Raw genomic sequence first — 24,699 nt, 5'->3', positions numbered from 1 at the left:
GCTTAAATAAATTAAAATTCTTCGAGGTAAGTCCTCGAAGAAATTTTAAGGATTTTATACTCAATACTCTTTAGAATAGGCTTTTTCACCGTGGATTACTTCATCAAGTCCTTCAATCTCATCATCTTTGCTAACTCTTAATCCCACCAATTTATCAACTATTTTAAAAATTATAATCGTTAAAACAACCGAATAAATACCAACAGCAAACAATCCTATCATCTGGCTATTTAATTGAGAAAAACCCCCTCCAAAAAAGAGACCTTTAACTTCTCCAATTTCGGGTTTTGCCAAAATAGCAAGCATTATAGATCCAACTATTCCACCAACTCCGTGAACTCCAAAAACGTCTAAGCTATCGTCATATTTAAATCTATTTTTTAGATATACCACAGCCCAAAAACAGACTAAAGATCCAATAATCCCTATTATCATCGCACCAAAAATATCCACAAAACCAGAAGCTGGAGTAATAGTTGCAAGTCCGGCGATAAATCCTGTAAAAAGACCGAGCGAAGTTGGCTTTTTAAACTTTTTCCACTCCAAAAACATCCATAAAGCGCCGGCTACAAAGGCTGCAACAGTTGTTGAAAAAGCCGCACTTATTGCCTGAGCGTTCATTCCAAGAGCGCTTCCCCCGTTAAATCCAAACCATCCAAACCACAAAAGACCGGTTCCTATGGCAACAAGGGGTAAAGATGAAGGCAACATAACGGCCTCTTTTCTTTTACCAAGTATTATGGCTCCTACCAAAGCTGAAAGACCTGAAGTCTCATGAACAACCAATCCTCCGGCAAAATCAAGGGTTCCTATATCACTTAACCAGCCGCCTCCCCATATCCAGTGGGCAACTGGAAAATATACAAGCGTAGCCCAAATAATAGTTATCAATATCCATGCGGAAAATTTCAATCTCTCAATAAACGCACCCGCCATCAAAGCAACGGTAATCGCCGCAAAAGTCATCTGAAAAAATATAAAAAGATAATGATATAGATTTTCAGCAGCGGGTGCTGGATCTGTTGGGTTTATTCCTTTTAAAAACAGATATTTTAAATTTCCTATAAAACCTCCTACACTATCCCCAAAAGTCAACGAATATCCATAAATTAGCCAAATAAAACTAACAGAACAAAACGCGATGGAAACCATCATAATAGTATTTAAAATACTTCTATTTCTTGTTAGACCTCCGTAAAATATTGCAAGAGCTGGCATAGTCATAAGCAGAACAAAAGCAGTAGAGACAAGTATCCAAACATTATCGGCAGATACAATTTTTTCCATATACCGTCCTTTTGATGAATTTTTGTAATTTTATCAAAAGGACGGAGATAAGTGTGATTAAAATTTAATCAATATAAATATTTTTTTAAAAATTTTGAATAAAAATTATACAATCAAAGAGCCTCTTCGTCTGTCTCTCCCGTTCTTATTCTTACAACTTTTTCGATATCTGTAACAAATATTTTACCGTCACCTATCTTTCCGGTTCTTGCGTTTTCGATAATTTTTTCTATTACGTTATCTACTTCTTCGGCCGGCACTACCACTTCTATCTTAATTTTTGGCAAAAAATCAACCGCATACTCCGCACCTCTGTATAATTCGCTATGACCTTGCTGTCTACCGTAACCTTTTACTTCCGTTACTGTCATTCCCGTTATTCCAAGCTCAGCCAACCCCTCTTTTACATCTTCAAGTTTAAAAGGTTTTATAATCGCTTCTATTTTTTTCATGTCTTCTCCTTTTTTCTTATGGATAAGGAAGAAAGAGATTTTCCTCCCTTCAACCTTTCTTAAAATAATACCAAATTATAGATTAAATCCTCTTTCGCCGTGAACCGCTTCATCAAGACCTACAGTTTCGGTCTCTTCATCCACTCTCGCCCCTCCGGTTAACAGGCTTGATACGAAATATACGATCGCGGTAGCTATCGCGGTATAGATCATCGTAACAACAACAGATTCAAGCTGAACAACCATTTGAGCGGCTCTATCGCCATGATCCTTAAGAGGGCTTCCATCCCAAGCAAGATTTTCAAGGGCAAATATCCCGGTTGCTATCGCACCCCATAGTCCTGCTAAAAAGTGGACTCCAAAAGCATCTAAACTATCATCATATTTTAGTTTTTTCTTAAGCCAAACAACGCCAAAAAATCCAAAAACGCTACCACCCATTCCTATGATCAAAGCTCCAAAAACATCAACAAAGCCGGCAGCCGGAGTTATTGCTACAAGACCGGCAACCGCACCCGTAGCCGCACCAAGAAGGGTAGGCTTTTTATATTTTGTCCACTCAATAACGATCCATGTTAAAGCACCAATAGCAGCGGCAAAGTTTGTCATCAAAAGCGCGCTTCCCGCGACGCCATCTGCAGCAAATTCGCTTCCCGCGTTAAATCCAAACCATCCAAACCATAAAAGCGCCGCACCAAGAGCCGTTAAAATTATGCTTGAAGGTTTCATAGGCTCTTTTGGATAATTTTTTCTTTTTCCAAGCATTAAAGCCATAATCAATCCTGCCAAACCACCGTTCATATGAACAACCGTTCCTCCGGCAAAATCCAAAGCGCCATCATTATATAAAAATCCTCCTCCCCAAACCATATGAGTTATGGGAACATATACAAAAGTTACCCAAAGAACGCTAAAGATCAGCCATGTGGAAAATTTTAGCCTCTCAATAACCGAACCGCTTGCTATTGCCACTGTTATAGCAGCAAAAGTTCCCTGAAAAGCGATAAAAACAAATTCCGGATAAGTTCCGCTTAAACTATCTGAATTTACTCCTTTTAAAAATATTTTACTCAAATCCCCAATAACCGCTCCATCACCGCTAAAAGCCAAAGAGTATCCCCAAAGAACCCAAACGATAGAACCAATAACGTAAGCTATAAAAACCATCATATATGTGTTTAATATATTTTTAGCTCTTGTCATACCGCCGTAAAATAGCGCAAGACCCGCTGGAGTCATTAGCATAACAAAAGCGGTCGCCACGATCATCCACGCCGTGTCCCCGCTATTTAGTTTATCTTCGGCTAAAAGCATCGAGGGTAAAAACGCCAAAAGCGAAAATTTCAACTTCTTCATCACTTCTCCTTTTTTATTTTGTCACAAAAATTTTATCAACTATTTCACTCTTTTTATTCTTTTTTGTGATTAAAAAATAATCATTTTTATTCCTATCAATATAAACATTCTCAAAATTTACCAAATCTCCCTCGATATAGATATGATTTTTACTCAGTTTGCGATTTAATCCTTTGAAAAATTACATTATATCTTTTCCAAAACTCTATGCTCTTAGATAAACCATATAGAATCTTTTTAAACTTTTCTTTTTAAAAATATTTTCTTGATTATTTTTTAATCAAGTTATTGTCTAATTTTTGCATATATATATTATAGAATTTCAAAAACTCATAAAGGAGAATTTTATGAAAATAGCGCAATTAAAATCGGCCGGACACTTCCCAACGTTAATAGCCGCTTTTTTATATTTTGATTTTAGTTTTATGGTTTGGACGATGCTTGGTCCTTTGGCTAGCGAAATTGGAGAGTCTTTGGCAAAAAACGGAATTTTTTTGGATCCGAACCAAAAAGCTACACTATTGGCTATTCCTATACTTGGCGGTGCGCTACTTAGAATAGTTCTTGGCTTTTTGGTTGATAATATGGGAGCCAAAAAAACTGCGATCATCTCACAGACGATTGTGATTTTAGCTCTATTTTATACATATTTTAAAGGGGAAAACATAACATATTACGAGCTTCTTGCAGTAGCCTTAGCTCTTGGATTTGCCGGGGCAAGTTTTGCTGTTGCTCTCCCGCAAGCGGGACAGTGGTATCCTCCAAGACTGCAAGGTGTCGTTTTGGGACTTGCTGGAGCAGGAAACATAGGAGTAGTAATCGACTTTTTATTTGCTCCAAAAATCGCCGAGATATGGGGATGGCCAGCGGTTTTTTTGGTAGGAGCGATATTATCCACCTTAATCTTAATCATATATATTATAATGGCAAAGGATGCACCCTCTAATATATACACTCCAAGAAAAAAAGGAGTAAAAGATTATATAAAGCTATTACAAGATAAGGATACATGGTGGTTTAGTCTATTTTATGCGGTAAGTTTTGGAGGATTTGTCGGATTTGCAAACTATATGAAAGTATATTTAATGAACGTTTACGAGCCGCAAATGAGCGAGATAGGACTACAACTTTTAAATGAATCAAATGTTAAAGTAATAGCCGGATATTTTGGAGCTTTATGTATATTTGCCGGAGCAATGCTAAGACCGGTTGGAGGAGCACTTGCAGATAGATTGGGAGGGGTTAAAAGTCTTTATATTTTTTATTCGATAGTTGCCATCTTTGCCCTTTTAAACGCTACGTTGATTAAAGATTTTTATGGAGCGATAGGGGCTTTATTTATAATTATGGCCTTTTTGGGTATGGCAAACGGCGCGGTGTTTCAACTGGTTCCTCAAAGATTTGGAAAAGATATGGGGATAATGACCGGGATAGTAGGATGTGCGGGAGGTCTTGGGGGAACCATTTTAGTCAAAACCTTGGGATGGAGTAAGGCTACTTTTGATAGTTATGGAGTAGGCTTTTTAATTTTCTCTTTAATAGTAGCAACGGCGATAGCTGGAATTAGCATGGTAAAAACAAGATGGAGAACCACTTGGGGAGTTAGCGCAGGAGGTAGAATATAATGCAAAATTATAAAATCAGCGCTTTTGGACTTGCGAAAAAAGATGAACTTGTTTCTCAAGACTCTTTTGGTGTTAGAGTGTTTGAAGATTTGGTAATTGGCGTCGTATGTGACGGCGTAGGAAGCGCAAAAGAGGCTAAAAACGCCTCAAAAAGAGTGGTTGATTATATGATAAGTTCCTTTAAACAGGCTCCAAAAAGCTGGGATATACAAAAAAGCATAAAAATTTTTATAAATAATATCAACTCCATTTTATATAAAGAGGGAATAAAAGAGTATAACTCCCCCGAATTTGTTACTACTTTGAGTTTGGTAATAATACAGGGCAATAGACTCTATGGAGCAAACGTTGGAGATAGTCCTATATATCTGTTAAGAGAGGATAATCTATCAAAACTCTCTTTTGATCACACTTTGGAAAAATCTCATATTTTAACGCAAGCTATAGGGCTTGATAAGGAGATTGAGCCTTATATTTTCGAAAATTTTATCAAAGAAAAAGATACTATTTTACTCTGTAGCGACGGATTGAGTGAGGTTTTGGAAGAAAAAGAGATCAAAAATAGACTAAAATACGACGCAAGCTCCATAGTCAAATATGCCTGCAATAAAGTAAAAGATTATCTTTTGGATGATGCAAGCGCGGTAGTAATCAAAATAGAGTCTATTGATAAGAAAAATATATTGAAAAAATTGGATCTTAAAATTCCAAAATCGCTAAAAAAAGAGCAAATTATCGACGGATACAAACTAATAAAACCTTTATCAAAAAACAAAAGAACATGGTTGGTTTATAAAAAAGATAGATATTATGTTATGAAATTCCCCCCAATTGAGGCTATTTTTGATCAAGAGTTGCTTGATCTTTTTATAAAAGAGGCGTGGAACGCTTCAAGATTGAAAGCAGGTTTTTTTCCAAAGGCGGTAATTCCAAAAAATAGAAGTTTTAGATACTACATAATGGAATATATTGAAGGCAAAAACCTAAAAGAGGCTATTAAAAAAAGAGCTTTAAAAATCGAGGAGGCGATAAGTTTGGCGAAATTTTTAATAAAATCTTCAAAATATCTACTAAAATATAATCTAGTTCACGGTGATATAAAGCCAGAAAATATTATCGTTTACGAAAAAAGAGGAAAAAAAGAGTTTAAACTTGTAGATTTTGGCTCAATAGTCGAGATTTTTTCTATTACCAACAAAGCGGGCACTCCAAGCTATTTAGCTCCAGAAAGATTTAAAAATGAAAGTATAAACGAATCTACGGAAATTTTTGCGATCGGAGTAACTTTGTATGAGGTTTTGACTAAAAAATATCCATACGGCGAAATTGAACCCTTCTCAAATCCAATCTTCAAAAAAGCAAAAAGAATAAAAGAGTTAAACCAAGTAATACCCGAATGGTTTGAAGCAGTTATTTTAAGAGCTATAGAGATAGATAAGACAAAAAGGTATCAACATTATAGTCAGATGGATTATGAATTAAATAATTCTTCAAATGTTAAACCATATTTTGACCCAAACGCCCCTTTGATTGAGAGAGAGCCGCTAAAGGTATATAAAAGCGCTTTTATAATCTCTTTTTTATTAAATATTCTTCTAATATTTTTGCTTCTTAAATAATTGAATATTTTTTAATCAAAATATTGTCTATTTTTTTATAATTTACTGATAAAATTTTTATATAGAGTTTATAAAAAGGAAATAGATGACAAAAGAAACCCTCTGCGGATATTGCGGCGTTGGATGTAAAATAGAGTATAAAAATGATAAATTCGTAGGCGTCAAAAACTATCCGACAAATTTTGGACTAATATGCAAAAAAGCAGCTCTATCTCATCTTGCAAACCAAAATAGATTGACCACACCTTTATATAGAGAATATAAAAACACTCCTTTTAAGGAAATTAGCTGGAGTGAAGCTATAAAAATAGCGGCAAATAAGATCAAAATGATTCAACCTCAAAAAATTGGTTTTTATCTTTCGGGACAGCTTTTAAACGAAGATTATTATATAGCTAACAAACTAGCAAAAGGGTTTATTAAAACAAACAATGTGGATACAAACTCAAGACTCTGTATGGCCAGTGCGGTAGTTGCGCATAAAATGGTTCTTGGAAGCGATTATGTTCCCTTGAGTATGAACGAAGCTTTAAATAGTGAACTTCTAATAGCCATAGGAGCCAATATGGCCTCAAGCCATGTAGTTTTTTTTAACAGAATTAAAAAAAGGCTAAAAAAGGGTTTGAAACTCATAGTTATCGATCCTCTATTTACTCAAACGGCAAAAGCGGCAGATCTTTATATACCTATTAAACCATCTACAGATATCTATTTTCTTTTAGCCTCGGCAAAAAGATTTTATCAATTGGGAGCTATTGAAGATAAGATAGCAAATATAGAAGGTTACGAAGATTTTTTAGAAAAATTAAAAAGGATTGATATTGAGAGATATTTAAAAATTTGTGAGGTAAACAAAAAAGATTTTGAAAAATTTATAGATATGTTTATTAACTCAAAAAGCGTAGTAAGTCTATGGACTATGGGGCTAAATCAAAGCGTTAACGGCACAAGCAGCAATATAGCTTTAATGAATCTACATATATTAACGGGTAGATATTCAAAAAACAGCGGTTTTTTATCTTTAACCGGACAGCCAAACGCTATGGGAGGACGAGAGGTAGGGGGATTGGCTACCACTTTAGCGGCTCATATGGACTATACCGAGGAAAATATTAAGAAAACAGAAGATTTTTGGAAAACAAAAAATATCCCAAATTCTCCAGGTTATACCGCATACGAGATGATAACTAAAGCTAACCTAAACCTTCTTTTGGTAGCCCACACAGATCCTTTATACAGCCTTCCCAATAAAAAACTTATCCAAAACTCTTTAGAAAAAATCGATTTTATTATCGAACTAAACGCATATAAAAATTCTCAAACGTCAAAATACGCAAATCTCATCCTTCCGGCTCTTCCCTGGGGCGAAAAAAGAGGAACTCAAACAAATCTTGATAGACATATAAGTTTGGTAGAACCTATAAGAAAACCTCTCAAAGAAGCCAAAGCCGATTGGGAGATATTTAAATTAATAGCAAAAGAGCTAAATTTTAAAGGTTTTGATTATGAGAGCGAAGAAGAAATTTTTAACGAATATAAAGAGATGACCAGACTATCAAAGGACCTTGATATTTATAAAACAGATTATAAAAAACTAAAAACCTATTTTAGATGGGGTAAAAATTATAATCCAAAAATAAAACTGATTTTTCCAAAAATTTATCCTATAAAAAAAGAGACAAAAGATTTTCCATTTAAAATGGTAACCATTAGATTAAAAAACCATTGGCACTCTATGAGCAAAACAGCCCAATATATTAACGACAGGGTTGATTTTGTTTTACTAAACGAAGAGAACGCTAAAAATTTAAATATTTTTGAAAATGAAAAGGTATGGGTCGTCTCTCCTCTTGGAAAAATAAAATTAAGAGCGAAAATAGCAAAAATTAAAAAAAATGTAATTGCCATTCCAATGCATAATAAAGATATAAACCTTTTAATAGATGGCAATTTAGACCCTTTAAGCAAAGAACCAGAATATAACAACACCTCAGTAAGGATAGAAAAATGTTAGAAAATCTACTTGAAATTTGCAAAAAAAGAGAAAAAAAAATAAACAAAATAGAAAAAATAAAAAATAAAACCGATTTTGATCAAGCCTATGCGAGACTGATTGAAGCTTCAAAAAAGGGTTACGAATATATAAGCGAGGAGGATAAAAAGGTTTTTTTGAAATATTTTGGCCTTTTTGACAAAAACGATTTTGCTCCGCAAAGCTTTATGTTAAGAATCAGAATCCCAGGAGGTAAGTTGACTCCAAAACAGGCAAAAGTTATAGCTCAAATCGCAAAAGATTTCGCTAAAGATTATATAGACATAACTACAAGAATGCAGCTTGAGTTAAGATATATAAAGATAGAAAATATAATAGAGATTTTCAAAAGATTAAAAGATGTAAACCTAACCTCTTTTCAAACGGGAATCGATAATATTAGAAATATCGTCACAGATCCTTTAGACGCTATTGCATACGATAATTATATAGAAGTTTTTCCGACTATATTAAAAATGCAAAAAATTTTTCTGGAAAAAAGAGAGTGGATAGGAACTTTACCCAGAAAATTCAATACCGCCATATCTGGCTCTATATCTAATAGATGCAACCTTTTTGGACACGACTGCTCTTTTGCTTTGGCAAATAAAGATGGTGATTTTGGTTTTAACGTATATCTTGGAGGAAAAGTAGGCAAAATCTCAAAAAATGTGAACATATTTTTAACAAAAGATGAGATTGTTCCATTTTACGAGAATCTATTAAGGTTTTACAAGGAGTTTGGCTTTAGAGACAATAGAAATAAAAATAGATTATATTTTCTTTTGGAGGCTATAGGATTTGACAATTTTAAAAAAATATTTGAAAAATATACCGACAAAGAGTATAAAAGTGCGGGAGACACTTTATGCAAAATGGACCATTTTGACGCAAAAGAGGGAAAGGTTTTATTAAAAGATGGCTCTTATGCGCTACATGCGGTGATACCAGGAGGTATTTTTAGCGGAAGCGATTTGGAAGAAGCTGCTAACATGGCAAAAGATTGCAATGGTGAGATAAGACTCACTATCGAACAAAATCTATATATAACTTCGCTCAAAAATCCAAAAGATATGCTAAATAAACCTTTTTTTAAAAAATATAAAAATATCGATTCGATATATTTTAACAACCTAATAGCCTGCGCCGGGAAAAAAGAGTGTAGCTTCGGAGTAATCGCCAATAAACCCGACGCGATAGAGATGGCAAATTTTTTAACAAAAGAGGTAGATATAAAAGACTCAAAAGTGAAAATCCATTGGAGCGGATGCGTTAAAGGGTGTGGAATTCATGAATGGGCAGATATTGGCTTTTTGGGAACAAAAGCTTTGATCGATGAAAATATAGAGTATGGAGTGGATATCTTTATGGGAGGTAGTTTTATAAGGCAAAAAGCGGCTAAAAGAGTTTTAAAATCGATTCCTTTAAAAAACGCGAAATTTTTAATCAAAGAGATTTTTTTAGAGTTTAAAAAGAACAAAAAAGATAAAGAGAGTTTTGAAGAGTTTTATGAGAGATATTTTGAAGGATTTTCCACAGGTGCACTATCTTTTTTTATTATTTTTAACGCTCTTTTGAAAAAAGAAAATATCGATTTTAGATTTTCTCTTTCAAATCATAAATTTTTAGGCAAAATGGAGGCCTTTGAGATTTTTGATTTTGGAATAGATATTTATAAAAATCTCACGGGAGAAAAGCCATATATCCAGATATATGATTTTGAGCCATTAGGCGCTAAAAAACCGCCTCATCCTTGTAAACTAAACAAAAATTTGTCAAAAACGACAGGTGATATTGTTTATAAGATGATACACCCAAATAAAAAAGAAAGATATAAAGTTTTTAGCGAAATTTTAAAAGAAATAGGATATAGCTGGATTTAATTTAGCTTAAACTCCCTCTCTATCTCTTTTGCCTTCGCTATCCCTTTGATAGTTAGGGAGTTATCTTTTAAAAAATTTTCTTTTTTTAGCTCTTTTAAAAGTTTTTTGCCCTCTTTAAAACTAAAAACTCTCGTATTTTCAAGCATCAAAACAACATCTTTAAAACTCTCCTCTTTGCTCTTTTTATATATGGCTAAAAGTAAAACTTTTTTGTTTATTTCCATATTAAACCCTTTAAAAGTCTAAAAAAGATATAATATCTAAAAATTTTTAACAGAGGTTTTAAATGGCGGATCTTTTTGAAAAACATCAAGATATTCAAGAGATAGATATAGAAGAGTCGGTTAAGAGCAGCTATCTTGACTACTCTATGAGCGTTATCATAGGAAGGGCGCTTCCCGATGCAAGAGACGGATTAAAACCGGTTCATAGGCGGATACTTTATGCTATGAACGAACTTGGTCTAACAAGTAGAGCCGCATATAAAAAGAGTGCCAGAATCGTAGGGGATGTTATAGGTAAATATCACCCTCACGGAGATACGGCGGTATACGACGCTCTTGTTAGGATGGCTCAAGATTTTTCAATGAGAATCCCTCTTGTAGATGGACAGGGTAACTTTGGATCGATCGACGGAGACAATCCGGCGGCTATGAGGTATACCGAAGCTAGAATGACATCAATTGCCGAAGAGCTTTTAAGAGATATTGACAAAGACACAGTAGATTTTGTTCCAAACTATGACGATACCTTAACAGAACCGGATGTTCTTCCAAGCAGAGTTCCAAATCTTTTATTAAACGGATCAAACGGGATAGCCGTTGGTATGGCTACAAACATCCCCCCACACAGACTCGATGAGTTAATAGACGCCCTTTTATTTTTGATAGACAATCCAAACGCCGAGCTTAGCGAAATTATGGAACATATAGAGGGCCCAGACTTCCCTACCGGGGGGATAATTTTTGGAAAACAAGGCATCTTAAACGCTTACAAAACCGGAAGAGGTAGAATAAAGGTTAGAGCTAAAACCCATATAGAAAAAAAGGGAAACAAAGAGGTTATAGTAATAGATGAACTACCCTATCAAGTAAATAAAGCAAGACTCATTGAACAGATCGCAAACCTTGTTAAAGAGAAGCAAATTGAAGGAATTAGCGAAATAAGGGATGAGAGCGACAGAGAAGGTATAAGAGTGGTAATCGAGCTAAAAAAGGATATTTTTAGCGATATTGTTTTAAACAATCTTTACAAATCCACCAATATGGAGATAACATTTGGAATCATTTTGCTTGCGATCGTAAACAAAGAGCCAAAAGTTTTTACCCTTTTGGAACTTTTAAATCTTTTTTTAAATCATAGAAAAACGATAATTATTAGAAGAACAATTTTTGAGCTTGAAAAAGCGAAAAAAAGAGCCCATATTTTAGAAGGTCTTCTTAAGGCTTTAGAAAATATAGACGATGTTATAAAAACGATTAAAGCAAGCGCAGATACTCCAAGTGCGAGAGTTGCGCTAATGGATAACTTTGACTTAACAGAAGTTCAGGCCAACGCAATTTTAGATATGAAATTGCAACGTTTAACAGGACTTGAGAGAGAAAAGCTTGAAAATGAGTATAAAGAGCTTTTAGCTGAGATTGAAAGACTCTCTGCCATTTTAAGAAGCGAAGAGAAGCTAAACGAGATAATAAAAGAGGAGTTAACCGAATTAAAAGAGAAATACTCCACTCCAAGATTAACACAAATTGTTGAAAGTTACGAAGAGATAGATATAGAGGATTTGATCCCTAACGAACCGATGGTTGTTACCATAACCCATAGAGGATATATAAAAAGGGTTCCTCTAAAACAGTATGAAAAACAAAAAAGAGGCGGCAAAGGGAAAACGGCCATTACAACATATGAAGACGATTTTATAGAGGATTTTTTCATATCAAACACACACGATACTTTGATGTTTATTACAGATAAAGGGCAGCTTTACTGGCTAAAAGTTTATAAAATCCCGGAAAGCTCAAGAGCCGCTAAAGGAAAAGCGGTAGTAAACCTTTTAAATCTTGAGCAGGATGAAAAGATAAAAGCGATTATTCCTACAACGGATTTTAGCGAAGATAAGTCTTTGGCGTTTTTTACAAAAAACGGAATTGTTAAAAGAACAAATCTAAGCGAATTTAGCAATATAAGAAGCAGAGGAATTAAAGCGATCACATTAGATGAAAATGATGAGTTGGTAACGGCAAAAATAGTAACTTTGGATACAAAATGGCTCTTTGTTATAACAAAAAAAGGTATGTGTATTAGATTTAGAGTTGAGGATGTTAGAGAGATGGGAAGGAGCGCTAGAGGAGTTACTGCTATTAGATTTAAATATGAAAATGACGAAGTTGTAGGCGCTGAAACCATCCAGGATGAGCATCAAGAACTTTTAACCGTTAGCGAAAAAGGGATAGGAAAAAGAACCGAAGCAATCGAATACAGAGAGCAATCTCGCGGCGGTAAAGGGGTGATCGCTATGAAGCTAACTCCAAAAACCGGAGATGTAGTTGGAGTTGTAAGAGTTGATGAAAATAAAGATTTAATGGTTTTAACAAGCGTTGGCAAAATGATTAGAGTAGATATGCAATCAATTAGAAAAGCGGGAAGAAATACAAGCGGAGTTATGATAGTTAGACTTGAAGGTAAAGATAAAGTGGTAAGTATCGCAAAATGTCCAAAAGAAGAGAACGTGGAAAAAGGAGAGGAAATTGAGAAAAGTTAACGTAGCGGTGGTTGGAGCAACGGGAGCCGTAGGCGAAGAGATGCTAAGAGTTTTGGAAGAGGTAAATTTCCCTATAAACAAACTTGTCCCTTTGGCAAGCGCTAGAAGTGCAGGAAGTGAGGTTGAATTTAAAAACGAAAAGATAACCGTCAAAGAGTTAACCGAGAGCGTTTTTGAAGAGGAAGATATTGAGATCGCCCTTTTTAGTGCCGGGGGAAGCATATCGGCCCATTACGCTCCATATGCGGCAGAAGCTGGAGCTGTAGTAATAGACAATACTAGCCATTTTAGAATGGAAGAAGATATCCCATTAGTTGTTCCTGAAGTTAATCCAGAAGATATTGCCGCTTGGAAAAATAGAGGAATTATCGCAAATCCAAACTGTTCAACAATCCAGATGGTTCAAGCCCTAAAACCCCTGGATGATATATTTGGCATAAAAAGGGTTGACGTTGCAACCTATCAAGCAACAAGCGGGGCCGGAAAAAGCGCAATGGAAGAGATGGTTATGCAAATGAAGGATTTTTTTGCTTTTAAACTTGATGAGAGCGAACATAAAAAATTTCCTCACCAAATAGCTCTAAACGTTATCCCGCAAATCGATAAATTTTTGGATAACGGCTATACAAAAGAAGAGATGAAAATGGTAAACGAAACAAAAAAGATAATGCATAAAAATATCGAAGTTAGCGCAACTTGTGTAAGAGTTCCGGTTTTGAGAGGACATAGCGAAGCGGTTACGATATGGTTTGAAAAAGATATAACTGCTGAAGCTGCAAGAGAGGCTTTATATAACGGAAAAAATATCGTCGTTATGGATGAGCCGCAAAACAGCGTCTATCCTATGCCTATCGTCGTTGTAGATAAAGATGAGACATTTGTGGGAAGAATCAGAAAAGATGTATACAGAGATAATGTTTTGCATATGTGGGTTGTTGCCGATAACTTAAGGGTCGGAGCTGCTACAAACGCAGTTAGAATTGCTCAAAAATGGCTTGAAATGGAACAGTCATGAATCTATTAGAAAAAATATTTGAAAACTCTTTGTGGCAAGGAAGACTTTTTATACTTCTTGCCGTAATTTTTGGGATGATAGGAGCGGTTGTTTTATTTGTGGTGGCAAGTATGGATATTTATCATGTGACCACATACACATTTGATGTTATCATAAACCATAAACATCCTCAAAATTTTCATGAAAAGATTGTAGGAGATATTATAGGGGCGGTCGATCTTTATCTTATTGCGGTAGTTATGCTACTGTTTAGCTTCGGTCTTTACGAGCTTTTCATCTCAAAAATCGACGTAGCGGAAAAAAGTGAATCTTCTGGTATTTTAAAGATAAAAAATCTTGATCAGTTAAAAGATAAACTGGCAAAAGTTATCGTTATGGTATTGATAGTTAGTTTTTTTAAAAGAGTAATCAATATGGAGTATTCTACTCCTCTTGAGATGTTATATTTTGCGTTGTCTATTTTTGCGTTGGCGATTGGATTGTATTTTTTACATAAAGGTTCTGAACAGCATTGATCAACTATTAAAATAATAAAGGAAAAATATGGTTTTTATAGATGCGTGTTTTAGGAAAAAAACCCCTTATACACCTATCTGGATGATGAGGCAAGCAGGCAGATATCTTCCCGAATATATGGAAGTTAGAAACAAAGCCGGAGATTTTTTAACTCTTTGTAAAAATCCAAAAATGGCCGCAGAAGTCACTCTTCAGCCGGTTGAAATATTGGACGTGGACGCAGCGATTTTATTTAGCGATATATTGGTTATTCCCCTTGAGATGGGAATGGATTTGAGATTTGAAAAAGGAGAAGGTCCCGTTTTTAGCGACCCTATAAGAAGTATGAAAGATTTAGATAGACTTTATGACTACCCTGAAAACAGACTCGATTATGTATATGACACTATCAAAATCGTTAGAGAAAAACTCCCTAAAAATAAAGCCCTTATAGGATTTAGCGGGGCTCCTTGGACACTTGCTACCTATATGGTAGAAGGTAGCGGCTCTAAAACCTACGCAACCATTAAAAGACTAATTTATACAGACCCAGAATTTATGCATGCTCTTATGATAAAAATAACAGAAGCCATAAAAGCTTATCTTGTAAAACAGATAGAGTCTGGTGTAGATGCGGTTCAGATATTTGACAGTTGGGCAAGCGCGTTAGAACGTGATAAATTTTTTGAATTTAGTTGGGACTATATGGTTGATATTGCCCAATTTCTAAAAGAAAAATTTCCAGGTATTCCAGTAATCTTATTTCCCAAAGGAATAGCGGGATATCTTGAAGGTATATACGGAAGATTTGATGTTTTCGGAGTTGATTGGTCTACTCCTATGGATCTTGCAAAGAAATATCTTGGAGATAAGTATGTGCTTCAAGGAAATATGGAACCAACAAGACTTTATTCAAAAGATGCAACAAAAGAGGGCGTTGAAAAGATTATAGAAGTAATGGGAGCAAAAGAGGGACACATTTTTAATCTTGGGCACGGAATGCTTCCAGATCTCCCCGTAGAAAACGCAAAATATCTTGTTGAACTTGTTCACGATTTAACAAGAAGATGAAATATATTTTTGGGCCCATAAACTCTAGAAGGTTTGGACTCTCTCTGGGCATAGATCTAAGCCCAGAGCAAAAAATATGTAATTTTGATTGTGTCTATTGCGAACTTAAAGCCTCAAAACCTAAAGAGCATATTCCAAATCCCCCTAATGTAGAAGATATTATTAAAGAGGTAAAAGAGGCGCTTAAAAAATATCCAAATATTGACGTAATTACGATAACTTCCAATGGCGAACCAACTTTATATAAGGATCTTGAAAAACTTGTAGATAAATTGAACGAGATTAAAAAAAACAAAAAACTTTTAATCCTTTCAAACTCTTCATTAATCTTCAAAAAAGATATTCAAAAAGTTTTATCAAAAATAGATATCGTAAAGCTATCTCTTGATTGTGCCACAAAAAGATGTTTTAAAAAGATCGACAGACCAATTAAAGGGGTAGATCTAGATAAAATTATTGAGGGTATGATAGAGTTTAGCAAAAATTATAAAGGAGTATTAATTGTTGAGATACTTGTTGTAAAAGGCATAAACGATAAAAAAGAGGAGTTTATCAAACTAAACCAAATTCTACACAAAATCTCTCCAAAAAGAGTTGATATAGGAACGATAGATAGACCACCAGCATACAAAGTAAAACCTGTAGATTTTAAAACACTGTTTGAACTTTCAAAATATATAAAAGATATTCCCGTAAATATAGTATCAAGAAAAAAAGAAAAAAAATTTAACGAAGATTTGAGCGAAGAAGAGATTTTAAATACGTTAAAACATAGACCTTTTACAAAAGAGGATATCAATACTCTCTTTTCCAAAAAAAGCCTTGAAATTTTTAAAAAGCTTTTAAAAGAAAATCGAATAAAAAAGATAAATATTTCAAACGTAGAATTTTACACATCATCTTGACAAATAGAAAAAATTCCTTTATAATTCTACTCGTCTTTTGGCTACAAAGATTCCGGATTAGCTCAGTGGTAGAGCAACCGGCTGTTAACCGGTTGGTCGCAGGTTCGAATCCTGCATCCGGAGCCACTTGTTTTTTAAGATCTGTTTAACTCCTCTTTATCTTTTTCTATCAAAATCTTATCCAATATCTCAAAAACTTTTCTACTACCATCTTCCATCTCATTTATTGCCTCTATTAAACGCTCTAAATCTTTTGTATCCATTTTTAAAAGATCAAATATTTTTTTCGTGCCTTCATGGACCGTTGCGTGAGGGTTTTCTAACTCCGCAAAGCTTGAAGTGTTTGAAAAAAACTCTTTTCCCTCGCCCTCATAATACCACTTACCTAACCTACAATCGTGATAATCCACATACTCGAAAGTTTGTTCCTTTTTCGCAACGGAAAGATAGGTATTTACCTTCCAAATCACATGATCGAGTTTTGCTAAACTCATAAACACTCTGTTTGCAACCTTTAAAATCTTTTCAAAGGTAAAATTGATTTTTGAATTCATATTTGATAGTTCATCTTTAAAACCGTCTATTTTTTTATTGATAGATTCTATTTTTTCGCTAACGTCGGTCGCTATTTTTCCAACCTCACTAATCTCTTCTTTCATGGACTTTAATATCTTATCAACCTCTTTAACGGCTTTTTGAGTCCTATCGGCAAGTCCTCTAACCTCTTCGGCCACCACGCTAAATCCTTTTCCATACTCCCCTGCGCGCGCCGCCTCAATCGCGGCGTTTAATGCAAGTAGGTTTGTTTGTTCGGAAATATCTTTTATAAAAGACAATATTTTATCCACTTCGTCGGCTCTATTTAAAAGATCTTCTACGCTCTCTTTTGAATTGTAAGCGGTAGAGTTTAAAACATCGGTATCGTTCATAATTTTGGTAATGCCTTCTATTATGATATTAAATTTATCGTTTAAATCGTTGGCTGAGTTGATTGTAAATTTTGCTTCGTTTACCGATTCAGAGAGATTTTTTTGAATATCTTTTAAACCAAATATAAGATTTTCGTTTTCCGATTCAAAAATCGTCTCAACAATGTTTTTATCTTTTTTTTCATTTAATTTTTCGATATTTACGATATTCTCTTTTAACTTTTTATTCTCCTCTTTTAAAACTTCATTCTCTTTTTTTAATTTTTCGATAATATCTTTATATCGGTTATCATTAGAGCCAAATCCAAACATTTTGCTTCCTTTTGATAAAAATTATTAAAAAAAATTATAACATAGAAAATATTGATTTTATTATTTTTTTCCTTTTCTAAAAAATTTTTAACATATTTTTGTTATACTAAAAAAAATTTTGTAAGGAGAGAAGATGAACATATCAAACGAAGGTTTGTTAACGCAGCTTGGATATAACAGCGACGATAGAAATCTAAAAGAGTTAGAGATAATAAAAAATAATACTCCAGGATTTGAAAATATAAAAAAACATATAATAGCTTTAAACGATCATTTAAAAAATCTCTCTTCATACGTGGCAATGTCTAGCTCAAAACCATATTTTAAAATAAAAATAGATACAGATAACGAAAATTTTATAAACGAGGCAAAAGATATAATTCAAAAATGGGCGCAAAAATATAACGTTAAACTTCAAAAAGTTGAAAATAAAGAGACATACTATATCTTAGGAATAGAAAAATAGTGAAAAAAATATATTTATTACTACTTCCCATATTTTTGTTTGCTTATGAGTTATCATTTGATATCGGCGGGGAGAAAGATAAATTAAGTGACAATTTTCTTTCTATAAATTTATCTAAACAAACTCCTATGTTTAACCTTCCCACCTATACCTCTTTAAGCATAGGAGGATGGGAAGGAGAAAAAGATAACTCTTTTATTTTTATAAACGAAGGCGCCGTTTTTGGAAAAAATATATATCTAAAACTTCAAATAGGAGCCGGTTTAATCTCAAAAACGACAAAAAAATTATCAACAAATTTTCAATTCACGGAAAAAATCGGCGCCGGAATCGTTTATAAAAAGATCGATTTTGGTATCAATTTTATTCATATCTCCAACGGCGGTATAAAAAAACCAAACGGCGGAAAAAATTTTATAACTCTTGAGATATCCAAAAGATTTTAATCTCTAGCATCCGCTAACGTTAAAGCAAAAAGAGGATTTGCATACTCTTTTGTTTTATAATAGGCCTCTTTTAAAGTAAGTCCGGTAGTAACGATATCATCAACCAATATCAAATCCACTCCCTTTAAACCTTTGAACTCAAAATCTCTTGGATTTTTCAATCTATATTCATAACTTTTACCAGAATATGAGATATTGTTTTTAGCCACAAGTGTATTATATTTTGGTATAAAAACCCTATTTTTCATAGATTTTGCCAGTATCGCCGTATGGGAATAACCATCTTTTATCTTATCATCGATAGGAATAACGTAGATTTTGGATTCGCTTTTAAAATTTTGTGCAAATTTTAAAAAAGAGTTTTTAGCCAATATCTCAAATACAAAACTCCCAATTGCCTTATGCTTTGTTTTTATAAGATCTTCAATATTTTTATATCCGTAAAAGGAATAACAGTAAAAATCTTCGGTAATTTTTCTTTTAGTTATCGTCGGTTTTAAAACACTCTTTTGACACTCTTTGCAGATATATAAAAAAGATAATTTTTCACATATTAAGCATCTCAAGGTTTTACTTTAAAATTCTTTTTAAATGTCTTATTGCTTCGTCTATCAAATCTTTGGTAAATTTTTGTATTGCTTTTGCGCTTTTAATAGGAGCTATCCATCTACTTCTTTCTATATTTATAACTCTAACCAATTTTTTTTGATTTTTTATAAACTCAACTTTTATAGATATTTTGCCTTTTAGATTTTCGCCGGTTACTTTCGACTTATCATAAACTATCTCCAATTTTTTTATATAAATATCAGCATCTTTTTTAATATCCGATAAAGAAGCCAAAATATATCTATCAAGTTCGGTAGAAAAAGTGATATCTCCTACAATCTCTCCTCTAGAATAGATATATCCTATAACATTTGGATTTTTCCTTTGGTCATATACTCTTAAATTGGTAGACTCTTTAAATGTGGGCTCATTAATATAAATATTTATCCCTTTACCGGCACATCCTAAAAATATCAAAAAAACCACCATTAAAAAAGATATCTTTTTCATAATACGCCCCTAATCGATCTTTAACACGGTTAAAAAGGCTTCTTGTGGAAGCTGAACTTTGCCTATGGCTTTCATCCTTTTTTTACCAGCTTTTTGCTTTTCTAAAAGCTTTCTTTTTCTTGAGATATCGCCGCCGTAACATTTTGCGGTAACATTTTTCCCCATCGCTTTAACGGTTTCTCTCGCTATTATTTTGTTTCCGATACTTGCTTGGATAGCTACTTCAAAAAGCTGCCTTGGAACGATCTCTTTCATCTTTTTAACAAGCTCTCTACCTCTTTGCATAGCCTTTTCTTTAGGAACTATAATGGATAATGCGTCAACAACTTCTCCCGCTACCCTAACATCAAGTTTTACCAAATCTCCCTCTTTATATCCGCTTGGCTCATAATCAAAACTTGCATAACCTTTCGTTACGGTTTTTAATTTGTCATAAAAATCCATAACTATTTCGTTCATTGGGATCTCATACTCAAGCAAAACTCTATCTTCTGTTAAATAATCCATCTTTTGCTGAATGCCTCTTTTTTCGTTTACCAAAGTTATAACATTTCCTAAAAACTCCGTTGGAGTTATAATTGTTGCTTTAACAAAAGGCTCATAAATCTTTTCTATCTCCTGAACGGGAGGAAGTTCGCTTGGATTTTGTATCTCTATTTTAGTTCCATCGGTCTTTAATACTTTATATGTAACCGTAGGTGCCGTTGCTATTAGATCAAGACCAAATTCTCTCTCAAGCCTCTCTTTTACAACCTCCATATGCAATAATCCCAAAAAACCCACTCTAAATCCAAATCCCAAAGCGGCTGAAGTTTCTGGCTCGTAGCTTATGGCGGCATCATTTAATTTTAGCTTTTCCAGTGCCTCTCTTAAATCCTCAAACTTATCGGTATCTATAGGATAAAGACCGGCAAAAACGAAAGGTTTTGCCTCTTCAAATCCTTCAATGGGCTCTTTTGTGGGATTTTTAGCATCTGTTATTGTATCTCCCACTTGAACATCTCCGATATTTTTAAGTCCCATCACTACTATGCCGATTTCTCCAGTTTTAATAGAGTCGGTTTTAATAGGTTTTATGGGATTTGGATACATTAGATCCAACACTTCGTGTCTTTTATTTGTTCCCATAACCAAAACTTCTTGATTTTTTCTTATTTCTCCGTCAAATACTCTAACAAGAGCCAACGCTCCAAGATAGCTATCAAACCAGCTATCATATATTAAAGCTTTGGTAGGGGCTTTTGGATCTCCTTTTGGGGCGGGTATTCTATCTATTATAGCCTCAAGCAGCTCTTTTATCCCTATGCCAGTTTTTGCGCTAACCTCAATTGCATCTGTGCAGTCTAATCCGATAGTATTTTCAATATCCTCTTTTACTCTATCAGGATCTGCTGCTGGGAGGTCGATTTTATTAATAACTGGAATTAATTCAAGATTGTTTTCCAAAGCGATATATACATTTGCTATAGTTTGAGCCTCAACTCCCTGGCTTGCGTCAACAACCAAAAGAGCCCCTTCGCTTGAGGCCAAAGAGCGGCTAACCTCATAACTAAAATCAACGTGTCCAGGGGTATCTATCAAGTTTAATATATACTCTTTGTTATCTTTTTTATATTTTAATCTAACACTTTGAGCCTTTATAGTAATACCTCTTTCTTTTTCTATATCCATCGTATCTAAAAGCTGTTCACTCATTTTTCTATCTTCAACCGCGCCGCAGGTTTGTATAAGCCTATCTGCTAAGGTGCTTTTTCCGTGATCAATATGGGCGATGATAGAAAAATTTCTTATATTTTCCAAATGTTCTCCTTAAACAAAAAGGCTGTTTACACTCTCGTTATGGTAAACTCTTCTTATAACTTCTCCAAAAAGATTTGCCACCGATAATACCTTTATTTTATCTATCTTCTTTTTTAAAGGAAGGGTATTAGAAACGACAAGCTCGTCAAGTTCTCCGTTTTCTATTCTATCATAGGCCGGTCCGCTAAGCACAGGATGGGTGCAGCACGCCATAACCGAGTTTGCTCCCCTCTCTTTTAACGCTTTTGCAGCTTTTACTATGGTTCCAGCGGTATCGATCATATCATCAACCAAAATAACATCTTTTCCTTCTACGTCTCCTATGATATTCATAACTTCAGATTCGTTTGCTTTTTCTCTTCTTTTATCCACTATTACCATATCCCAGCCCAGTCTGCTTGCAAAATATCTTGCCCTTGCCACACCTCCAATGTCCGGACTTGCGATTATTGGGTTTTTTAAATTTTTATTTTTTACATAATCCATAAAAATAATCGCACCATAAAGATTATCAACCGGAATATCAAAAAATCCCTGAATCTGCCCCGCATGTAAATCTATCGTTATGACTCTGGTAATTCCTGCTATTTCTATAAGATTAGCTACAAGTTTAGCTGTAATTGGAACTCTTGGAGCGGCTTTTCTATCCTGTCTTGCGTAACCAAAATATGGAATTACCGCAGTTATAGTATTTGCGCTGCTTCTTCTTAAAGCGTCAGTCATTATAAGAAGTTCCATCAAATTATCGTTTGCAGGACTTCCTGTAGGCTGAACGATAAATACGTCTCTACCTCTAACGCTCTCAGCGATTTGAACGTTTATCTCCCCATCGCTAAATCTACTAACGGTAGCTTTACTTAAAGGAACATCCAGATATTTTGCCACCTCTTTTGCAAACTCAGGATGTGAAGTTCCAGAAAAGATTTTATAACCTCTCATAATCTCTCCCATAAATTTTTTTGAAATTATAGCCAAAATTTCACTCTATCCAACCGCCTCCCAAAACCTTATCCCCCTCATAAAATACTCCCGCCTGTCCGGGGGCTACTCCGTAAACTCCTTGATACATCAAAACATCGGCAAAATTATCTTTTATTTTTGCAAAACATGGAATTTTTGGCATTCTATATCTTACTTTTATAGAAGCTTCAAACACCTTTTTTTCTTCAAACATATTAAGATCTTTTAATCTTATTTTTGTTGTTTCTAAATCCTCTTTTTTACCTACCACTATCTGGTTTTTTTCCGGAATTATCTTTAGAACATAATGGGGATGTTTTGCCCTATAAACCTTAAACCCTTTTCTTTTTCCGATAGTATAATGCATATAACCCTTATGCTCTCCAATAACCCTACCCTCTTTATCTAAAACTTCGCCCGGCATATCCACTTTTGCGTAATCTTTTAAAATATCTATATAACTTTTTTCCACAAAGCAGATTTCGCTACTCTCTTTTTGGGAGGCGATCTCTTTTAAAGGCTCTATATTTTTGGCAATCTCTTTAACCTCATCTTTATACATATCCCCCAAAGGAAAAATAACCCTTGGAAGCGCCCTTTTTTCTATATTGAATAAAAAATAGCTCTGATCTTTACTTTTATCTTTTGCTTCATATAAAAATTTACCGTCCGTTTTTACATAATGTCCCGTAGCTAAAAACTCAGCCCCTTTAAAATCCGCATAATCCAGCAAAGCCCCAAATTTCAAATATCTGTTGCAAACAGCACATGGATTTGGAGTCTTTCCGTCTATATATGTTTGAACAAAAGGTGTATAGACTTTTTCTAAAAAATCCTCCGTTTTATCGAGTATATCAACTTCAATATCTAAAAAGTTTGCCACTTTTTTTACATTATTTATATTTTTTTTATGATACTCCTCATTTTTGTGAAGCTTCATATAAACGCCGATTACTTTAAACCCCTTTTTTTTCAAAAGATACGCCGCAACGGTAGAATCTACTCCCCCGCTTAAAGCAACCAAAACTTTACTCAATTTTTACTCCGTTTTTGTTTTGAATTTATCAAAAAAGTTATAAATTTGCAAATATTTTAAAAATTACTCAAAAGCCTTTTGAAAAATATGGCTATTGTATTATCCTTAGATATCTCTTCGCCCTCTTTTGTTCTATTTGCCGTAAGCTTTTTTACGATATCCACCATTTGCAACGAAGGTTTGCTTAGAGGCTCTTTTTTCAAAAAAAGTTCTCTATTTTTTGAACATTGAGCTATCAGCTTACTTTCTTCAATATACCCTAAAAATTGAAGTTTTGCCATATTTTCAAGATGTTTTTTCGCAACTGCGTGGATTTTATTGTATATTGCCAAAGCCTCGCTTTTATTTTTAACCTCGTTTAATATCATAAATATTTCATCTTTTATTTTACTGCTATATTTTATCATCGCATAGGCATCCATTATCGCGGACGGATCTGGAACCGTAACTACGATAGTATCGGTAGAGGCATCTATAAATCTTCTGACACTCTCACCGATTCCGGCCCCCGTATCAATAATCAAAAAATCAAAACTCCTAAATTTTTCCACCCCTTTTAAAAATCTCTCAATTAGCTCTTTATCTTCAAAACTTAAAATCTCCTCTCCGCTTTCTCCGGGAATTAGGATGAGATTTTTATTGATATTTATTAAAATATTTTCAAACTCTATCTCACCTTTTAATACGTCTAAAATATTCTTTTTTGGCTGAACATTGAAAATAATATCAAGATTGGCAAGCCCGATATCAGCGTCAAAAATTGCCACTTTATATCCATATTGAGATAGTGCAAACGCAAGATTTGCACTTATTGTGCTTTTTCCAACACCGCCTTTTCCGCTTGTAATAGTTACAAATCTCAATTTATACTCCAACTAATGATAAAGGAATAGTTACAGACTCCCTAACTTCCCAATATGGGTGAGGTATTGTAAGATCTTTTTTGTTAATCTTTTTATTATCAAAAAATATAATATCAAGATCCAAAGTTCTTGGCGCGTTTTTAAAGGTTCTAACTCTTTTAAACCTTTTTTCCACATCCAAAAGATATCTTAAAAAAGAGTAGGGATTATAAGAAGTTTTTAAAACTATTATACCGTTATAAAAATATGGCTGATTTATATATCCAAAGGGGGGATTTTTTAAAAGCGGAGATGTCGCTATTATAGAGATTTTTGAATTCGAGTTTA

The 24,699-nt window shown here is 34.1% G+C and carries 23 protein-coding genes and 1 tRNA gene; 12 read left to right on the top strand and 12 right to left on the bottom strand.

Going from position 1 to position 24,699, the window contains the following annotated elements; all coding sequences use genetic code 11:
• Positions 1-60 precede the first annotated feature (60 nt).
• The 3 genes from AC30RD_RS00755 to AC30RD_RS00745 form a co-directional block, all read right to left on the bottom strand.
• On the bottom strand, positions 61-1,287 hold the full coding sequence (locus AC30RD_RS00755) for an ammonium transporter (protein ID WP_489492215.1): 1,227 nt from the start codon (positions 1,285-1,287) through the stop codon (positions 61-63).
• 113 nt (positions 1,288-1,400) lie between these two features.
• Complete coding sequence (locus AC30RD_RS00750) at positions 1,401-1,739, bottom strand: P-II family nitrogen regulator (protein ID WP_489492214.1); 339 nt, start codon at positions 1,737-1,739, stop codon at positions 1,401-1,403.
• 75 nt (positions 1,740-1,814) lie between these two features.
• On the bottom strand, positions 1,815-3,095 hold the full coding sequence (locus AC30RD_RS00745) for an ammonium transporter (protein ID WP_489492212.1): 1,281 nt from the start codon (positions 3,093-3,095) through the stop codon (positions 1,815-1,817).
• Positions 3,096-3,442: 347 nt separating this feature from the next.
• Here AC30RD_RS00745 and AC30RD_RS00740 point away from each other — a divergent pair, with 347 nt between their 5' ends.
• The 4 genes from AC30RD_RS00740 to AC30RD_RS00725 all read left to right on the top strand — a co-directional run bounded on the left by AC30RD_RS00740 (position 3,443) and on the right by AC30RD_RS00725 (position 10,254).
• Complete coding sequence (locus AC30RD_RS00740; RefSeq protein ID WP_489492211.1) at positions 3,443-4,720, top strand: MFS transporter; 1,278 nt, start codon at positions 3,443-3,445, stop codon at positions 4,718-4,720.
• Complete coding sequence (locus tag AC30RD_RS00735) at positions 4,720-6,339, top strand: bifunctional protein-serine/threonine kinase/phosphatase (RefSeq protein ID WP_489492210.1); 1,620 nt, start codon at positions 4,720-4,722, stop codon at positions 6,337-6,339. Before AC30RD_RS00740 ends, AC30RD_RS00735 begins: the two co-directional genes overlap by 1 nt.
• An 85-nt stretch (positions 6,340-6,424) precedes the next feature.
• Positions 6,425-8,353, top strand: coding sequence for a molybdopterin oxidoreductase family protein (locus AC30RD_RS00730; RefSeq protein ID WP_489492209.1), 1,929 nt, complete (start codon positions 6,425-6,427; stop codon positions 8,351-8,353).
• Complete coding sequence (locus AC30RD_RS00725; RefSeq protein ID WP_489492208.1) at positions 8,347-10,254, top strand: nitrite/sulfite reductase; 1,908 nt, start codon at positions 8,347-8,349, stop codon at positions 10,252-10,254. Before AC30RD_RS00730 ends, AC30RD_RS00725 begins: the two co-directional genes overlap by 7 nt.
• Here AC30RD_RS00725 and AC30RD_RS00720 read toward each other — a convergent pair.
• Positions 10,251-10,478, bottom strand: coding sequence for a hypothetical protein (locus AC30RD_RS00720; RefSeq protein WP_489492206.1), 228 nt, complete (start codon positions 10,476-10,478; stop codon positions 10,251-10,253). The two genes, AC30RD_RS00725 and AC30RD_RS00720, sit on opposite strands and share 4 nt — an antisense overlap.
• 62 nt (positions 10,479-10,540) lie before the next feature.
• Here AC30RD_RS00720 and gyrA point away from each other — a divergent pair, with 62 nt between their 5' ends.
• The 6 genes from gyrA (at position 10,541) to AC30RD_RS00690 (ending at position 16,627) form a co-directional block, all read left to right on the top strand.
• Positions 10,541-13,015: a DNA gyrase subunit A gene (gene gyrA / locus AC30RD_RS00715; RefSeq protein ID WP_489492205.1), complete on the top strand. Its 2,475-nt coding sequence runs from the start codon at positions 10,541-10,543 to the stop codon at positions 13,013-13,015.
• Positions 13,002-14,030 (top strand): aspartate-semialdehyde dehydrogenase, encoded by a 1,029-nt coding sequence (locus AC30RD_RS00710; RefSeq protein WP_489492204.1) that lies wholly within the window; start codon positions 13,002-13,004, stop codon positions 14,028-14,030. Before gyrA ends, AC30RD_RS00710 begins: the two co-directional genes overlap by 14 nt.
• Complete coding sequence (locus AC30RD_RS00705) at positions 14,027-14,545, top strand: YqhA family protein (RefSeq protein ID WP_489492203.1); 519 nt, start codon at positions 14,027-14,029, stop codon at positions 14,543-14,545. The genes AC30RD_RS00710 and AC30RD_RS00705 overlap by 4 nt, the downstream gene beginning before the upstream one ends.
• Before the next feature lie 28 nt (positions 14,546-14,573).
• Positions 14,574-15,596 carry a uroporphyrinogen decarboxylase gene (gene hemE / locus AC30RD_RS00700; RefSeq protein WP_489492202.1) on the top strand — a complete coding sequence of 341 codons (1,023 nt, stop codon included), beginning with the start codon at positions 14,574-14,576 and terminating at the stop codon, positions 15,594-15,596.
• Positions 15,593-16,501, top strand: a complete 909-nt coding sequence (locus AC30RD_RS00695) for a radical SAM protein (protein ID WP_489492201.1) — start codon at positions 15,593-15,595, stop codon at positions 16,499-16,501. The genes hemE and AC30RD_RS00695 overlap by 4 nt, the downstream gene beginning before the upstream one ends.
• A gap of 51 nt (positions 16,502-16,552) precedes the next feature.
• A tRNA-Asn gene (locus AC30RD_RS00690) sits at positions 16,553-16,627 on the top strand.
• A gap of 8 nt (positions 16,628-16,635) precedes the next feature.
• Here the strand turns inward: AC30RD_RS00690 and AC30RD_RS00685 are convergent.
• Positions 16,636-17,742, bottom strand: a complete 1,107-nt coding sequence (locus tag AC30RD_RS00685; protein ID WP_489492200.1) for a methyl-accepting chemotaxis protein — start codon at positions 17,740-17,742, stop codon at positions 16,636-16,638.
• A gap of 133 nt (positions 17,743-17,875) precedes the next feature.
• On the opposite strand from AC30RD_RS00685, the gene AC30RD_RS00680 reads away from it, so the two are divergent.
• Positions 17,876-18,208, top strand: coding sequence for a hypothetical protein (locus AC30RD_RS00680; protein ID WP_489492199.1), 333 nt, complete (start codon positions 17,876-17,878; stop codon positions 18,206-18,208).
• Positions 18,208-18,654 (top strand): acyloxyacyl hydrolase, encoded by a 447-nt coding sequence (locus AC30RD_RS00675; RefSeq protein ID WP_489492198.1) that lies wholly within the window; start codon positions 18,208-18,210, stop codon positions 18,652-18,654. Before AC30RD_RS00680 ends, AC30RD_RS00675 begins: the two co-directional genes overlap by 1 nt.
• Here the strand turns inward: AC30RD_RS00675 and AC30RD_RS00670 are convergent.
• From AC30RD_RS00670 to folK, 7 genes are all read right to left on the bottom strand, one after another.
• A complete protein-coding gene (locus tag AC30RD_RS00670; RefSeq protein WP_489492197.1) occupies positions 18,651-19,220 on the bottom strand; it encodes a ComF family protein in 570 nt (189 codons plus the stop codon). The two genes, AC30RD_RS00675 and AC30RD_RS00670, sit on opposite strands and share 4 nt — an antisense overlap.
• 4 nt (positions 19,221-19,224) lie before the next feature.
• Positions 19,225-19,713, bottom strand: coding sequence for a hypothetical protein (locus AC30RD_RS00665; protein ID WP_489492196.1), 489 nt, complete (start codon positions 19,711-19,713; stop codon positions 19,225-19,227).
• 9 nt (positions 19,714-19,722) lie between these two features.
• A complete protein-coding gene (lepA, locus tag AC30RD_RS00660) occupies positions 19,723-21,513 on the bottom strand; it encodes a translation elongation factor 4 (protein ID WP_489492195.1) in 1,791 nt (596 codons plus the stop codon).
• A gap of 9 nt (positions 21,514-21,522) precedes the next feature.
• On the bottom strand, positions 21,523-22,452 hold the full coding sequence (locus AC30RD_RS00655; protein ID WP_489492194.1) for a ribose-phosphate pyrophosphokinase: 930 nt from the start codon (positions 22,450-22,452) through the stop codon (positions 21,523-21,525).
• Positions 22,453-22,492: 40 nt separating this feature from the next.
• Positions 22,493-23,509 (bottom strand): tRNA 2-thiouridine(34) synthase MnmA, encoded by a 1,017-nt coding sequence (gene mnmA / locus AC30RD_RS00650; RefSeq protein WP_489492193.1) that lies wholly within the window; start codon positions 23,507-23,509, stop codon positions 22,493-22,495.
• 56 nt (positions 23,510-23,565) lie between these two features.
• The gene (locus AC30RD_RS00645; RefSeq protein WP_489492191.1) at positions 23,566-24,372 is read right to left on the bottom strand and encodes a P-loop NTPase; all 807 of its coding nucleotides are present in this window, start codon (positions 24,370-24,372) and stop codon (positions 23,566-23,568) included.
• Between the two features lies 1 nt (position 24,373).
• The coding region (gene folK, locus AC30RD_RS00640; RefSeq protein WP_489492190.1) for a 2-amino-4-hydroxy-6-hydroxymethyldihydropteridine diphosphokinase at positions 24,374-24,699 on the bottom strand (326 nt) is incomplete at its 5' end.

This window comes from Nitrosophilus sp. (genome assembly GCF_982775275.1).
The sequence above is the reverse complement of the archived record's forward strand: the minus strand, read 5'-3'. Positions and strand labels throughout refer to the sequence as shown.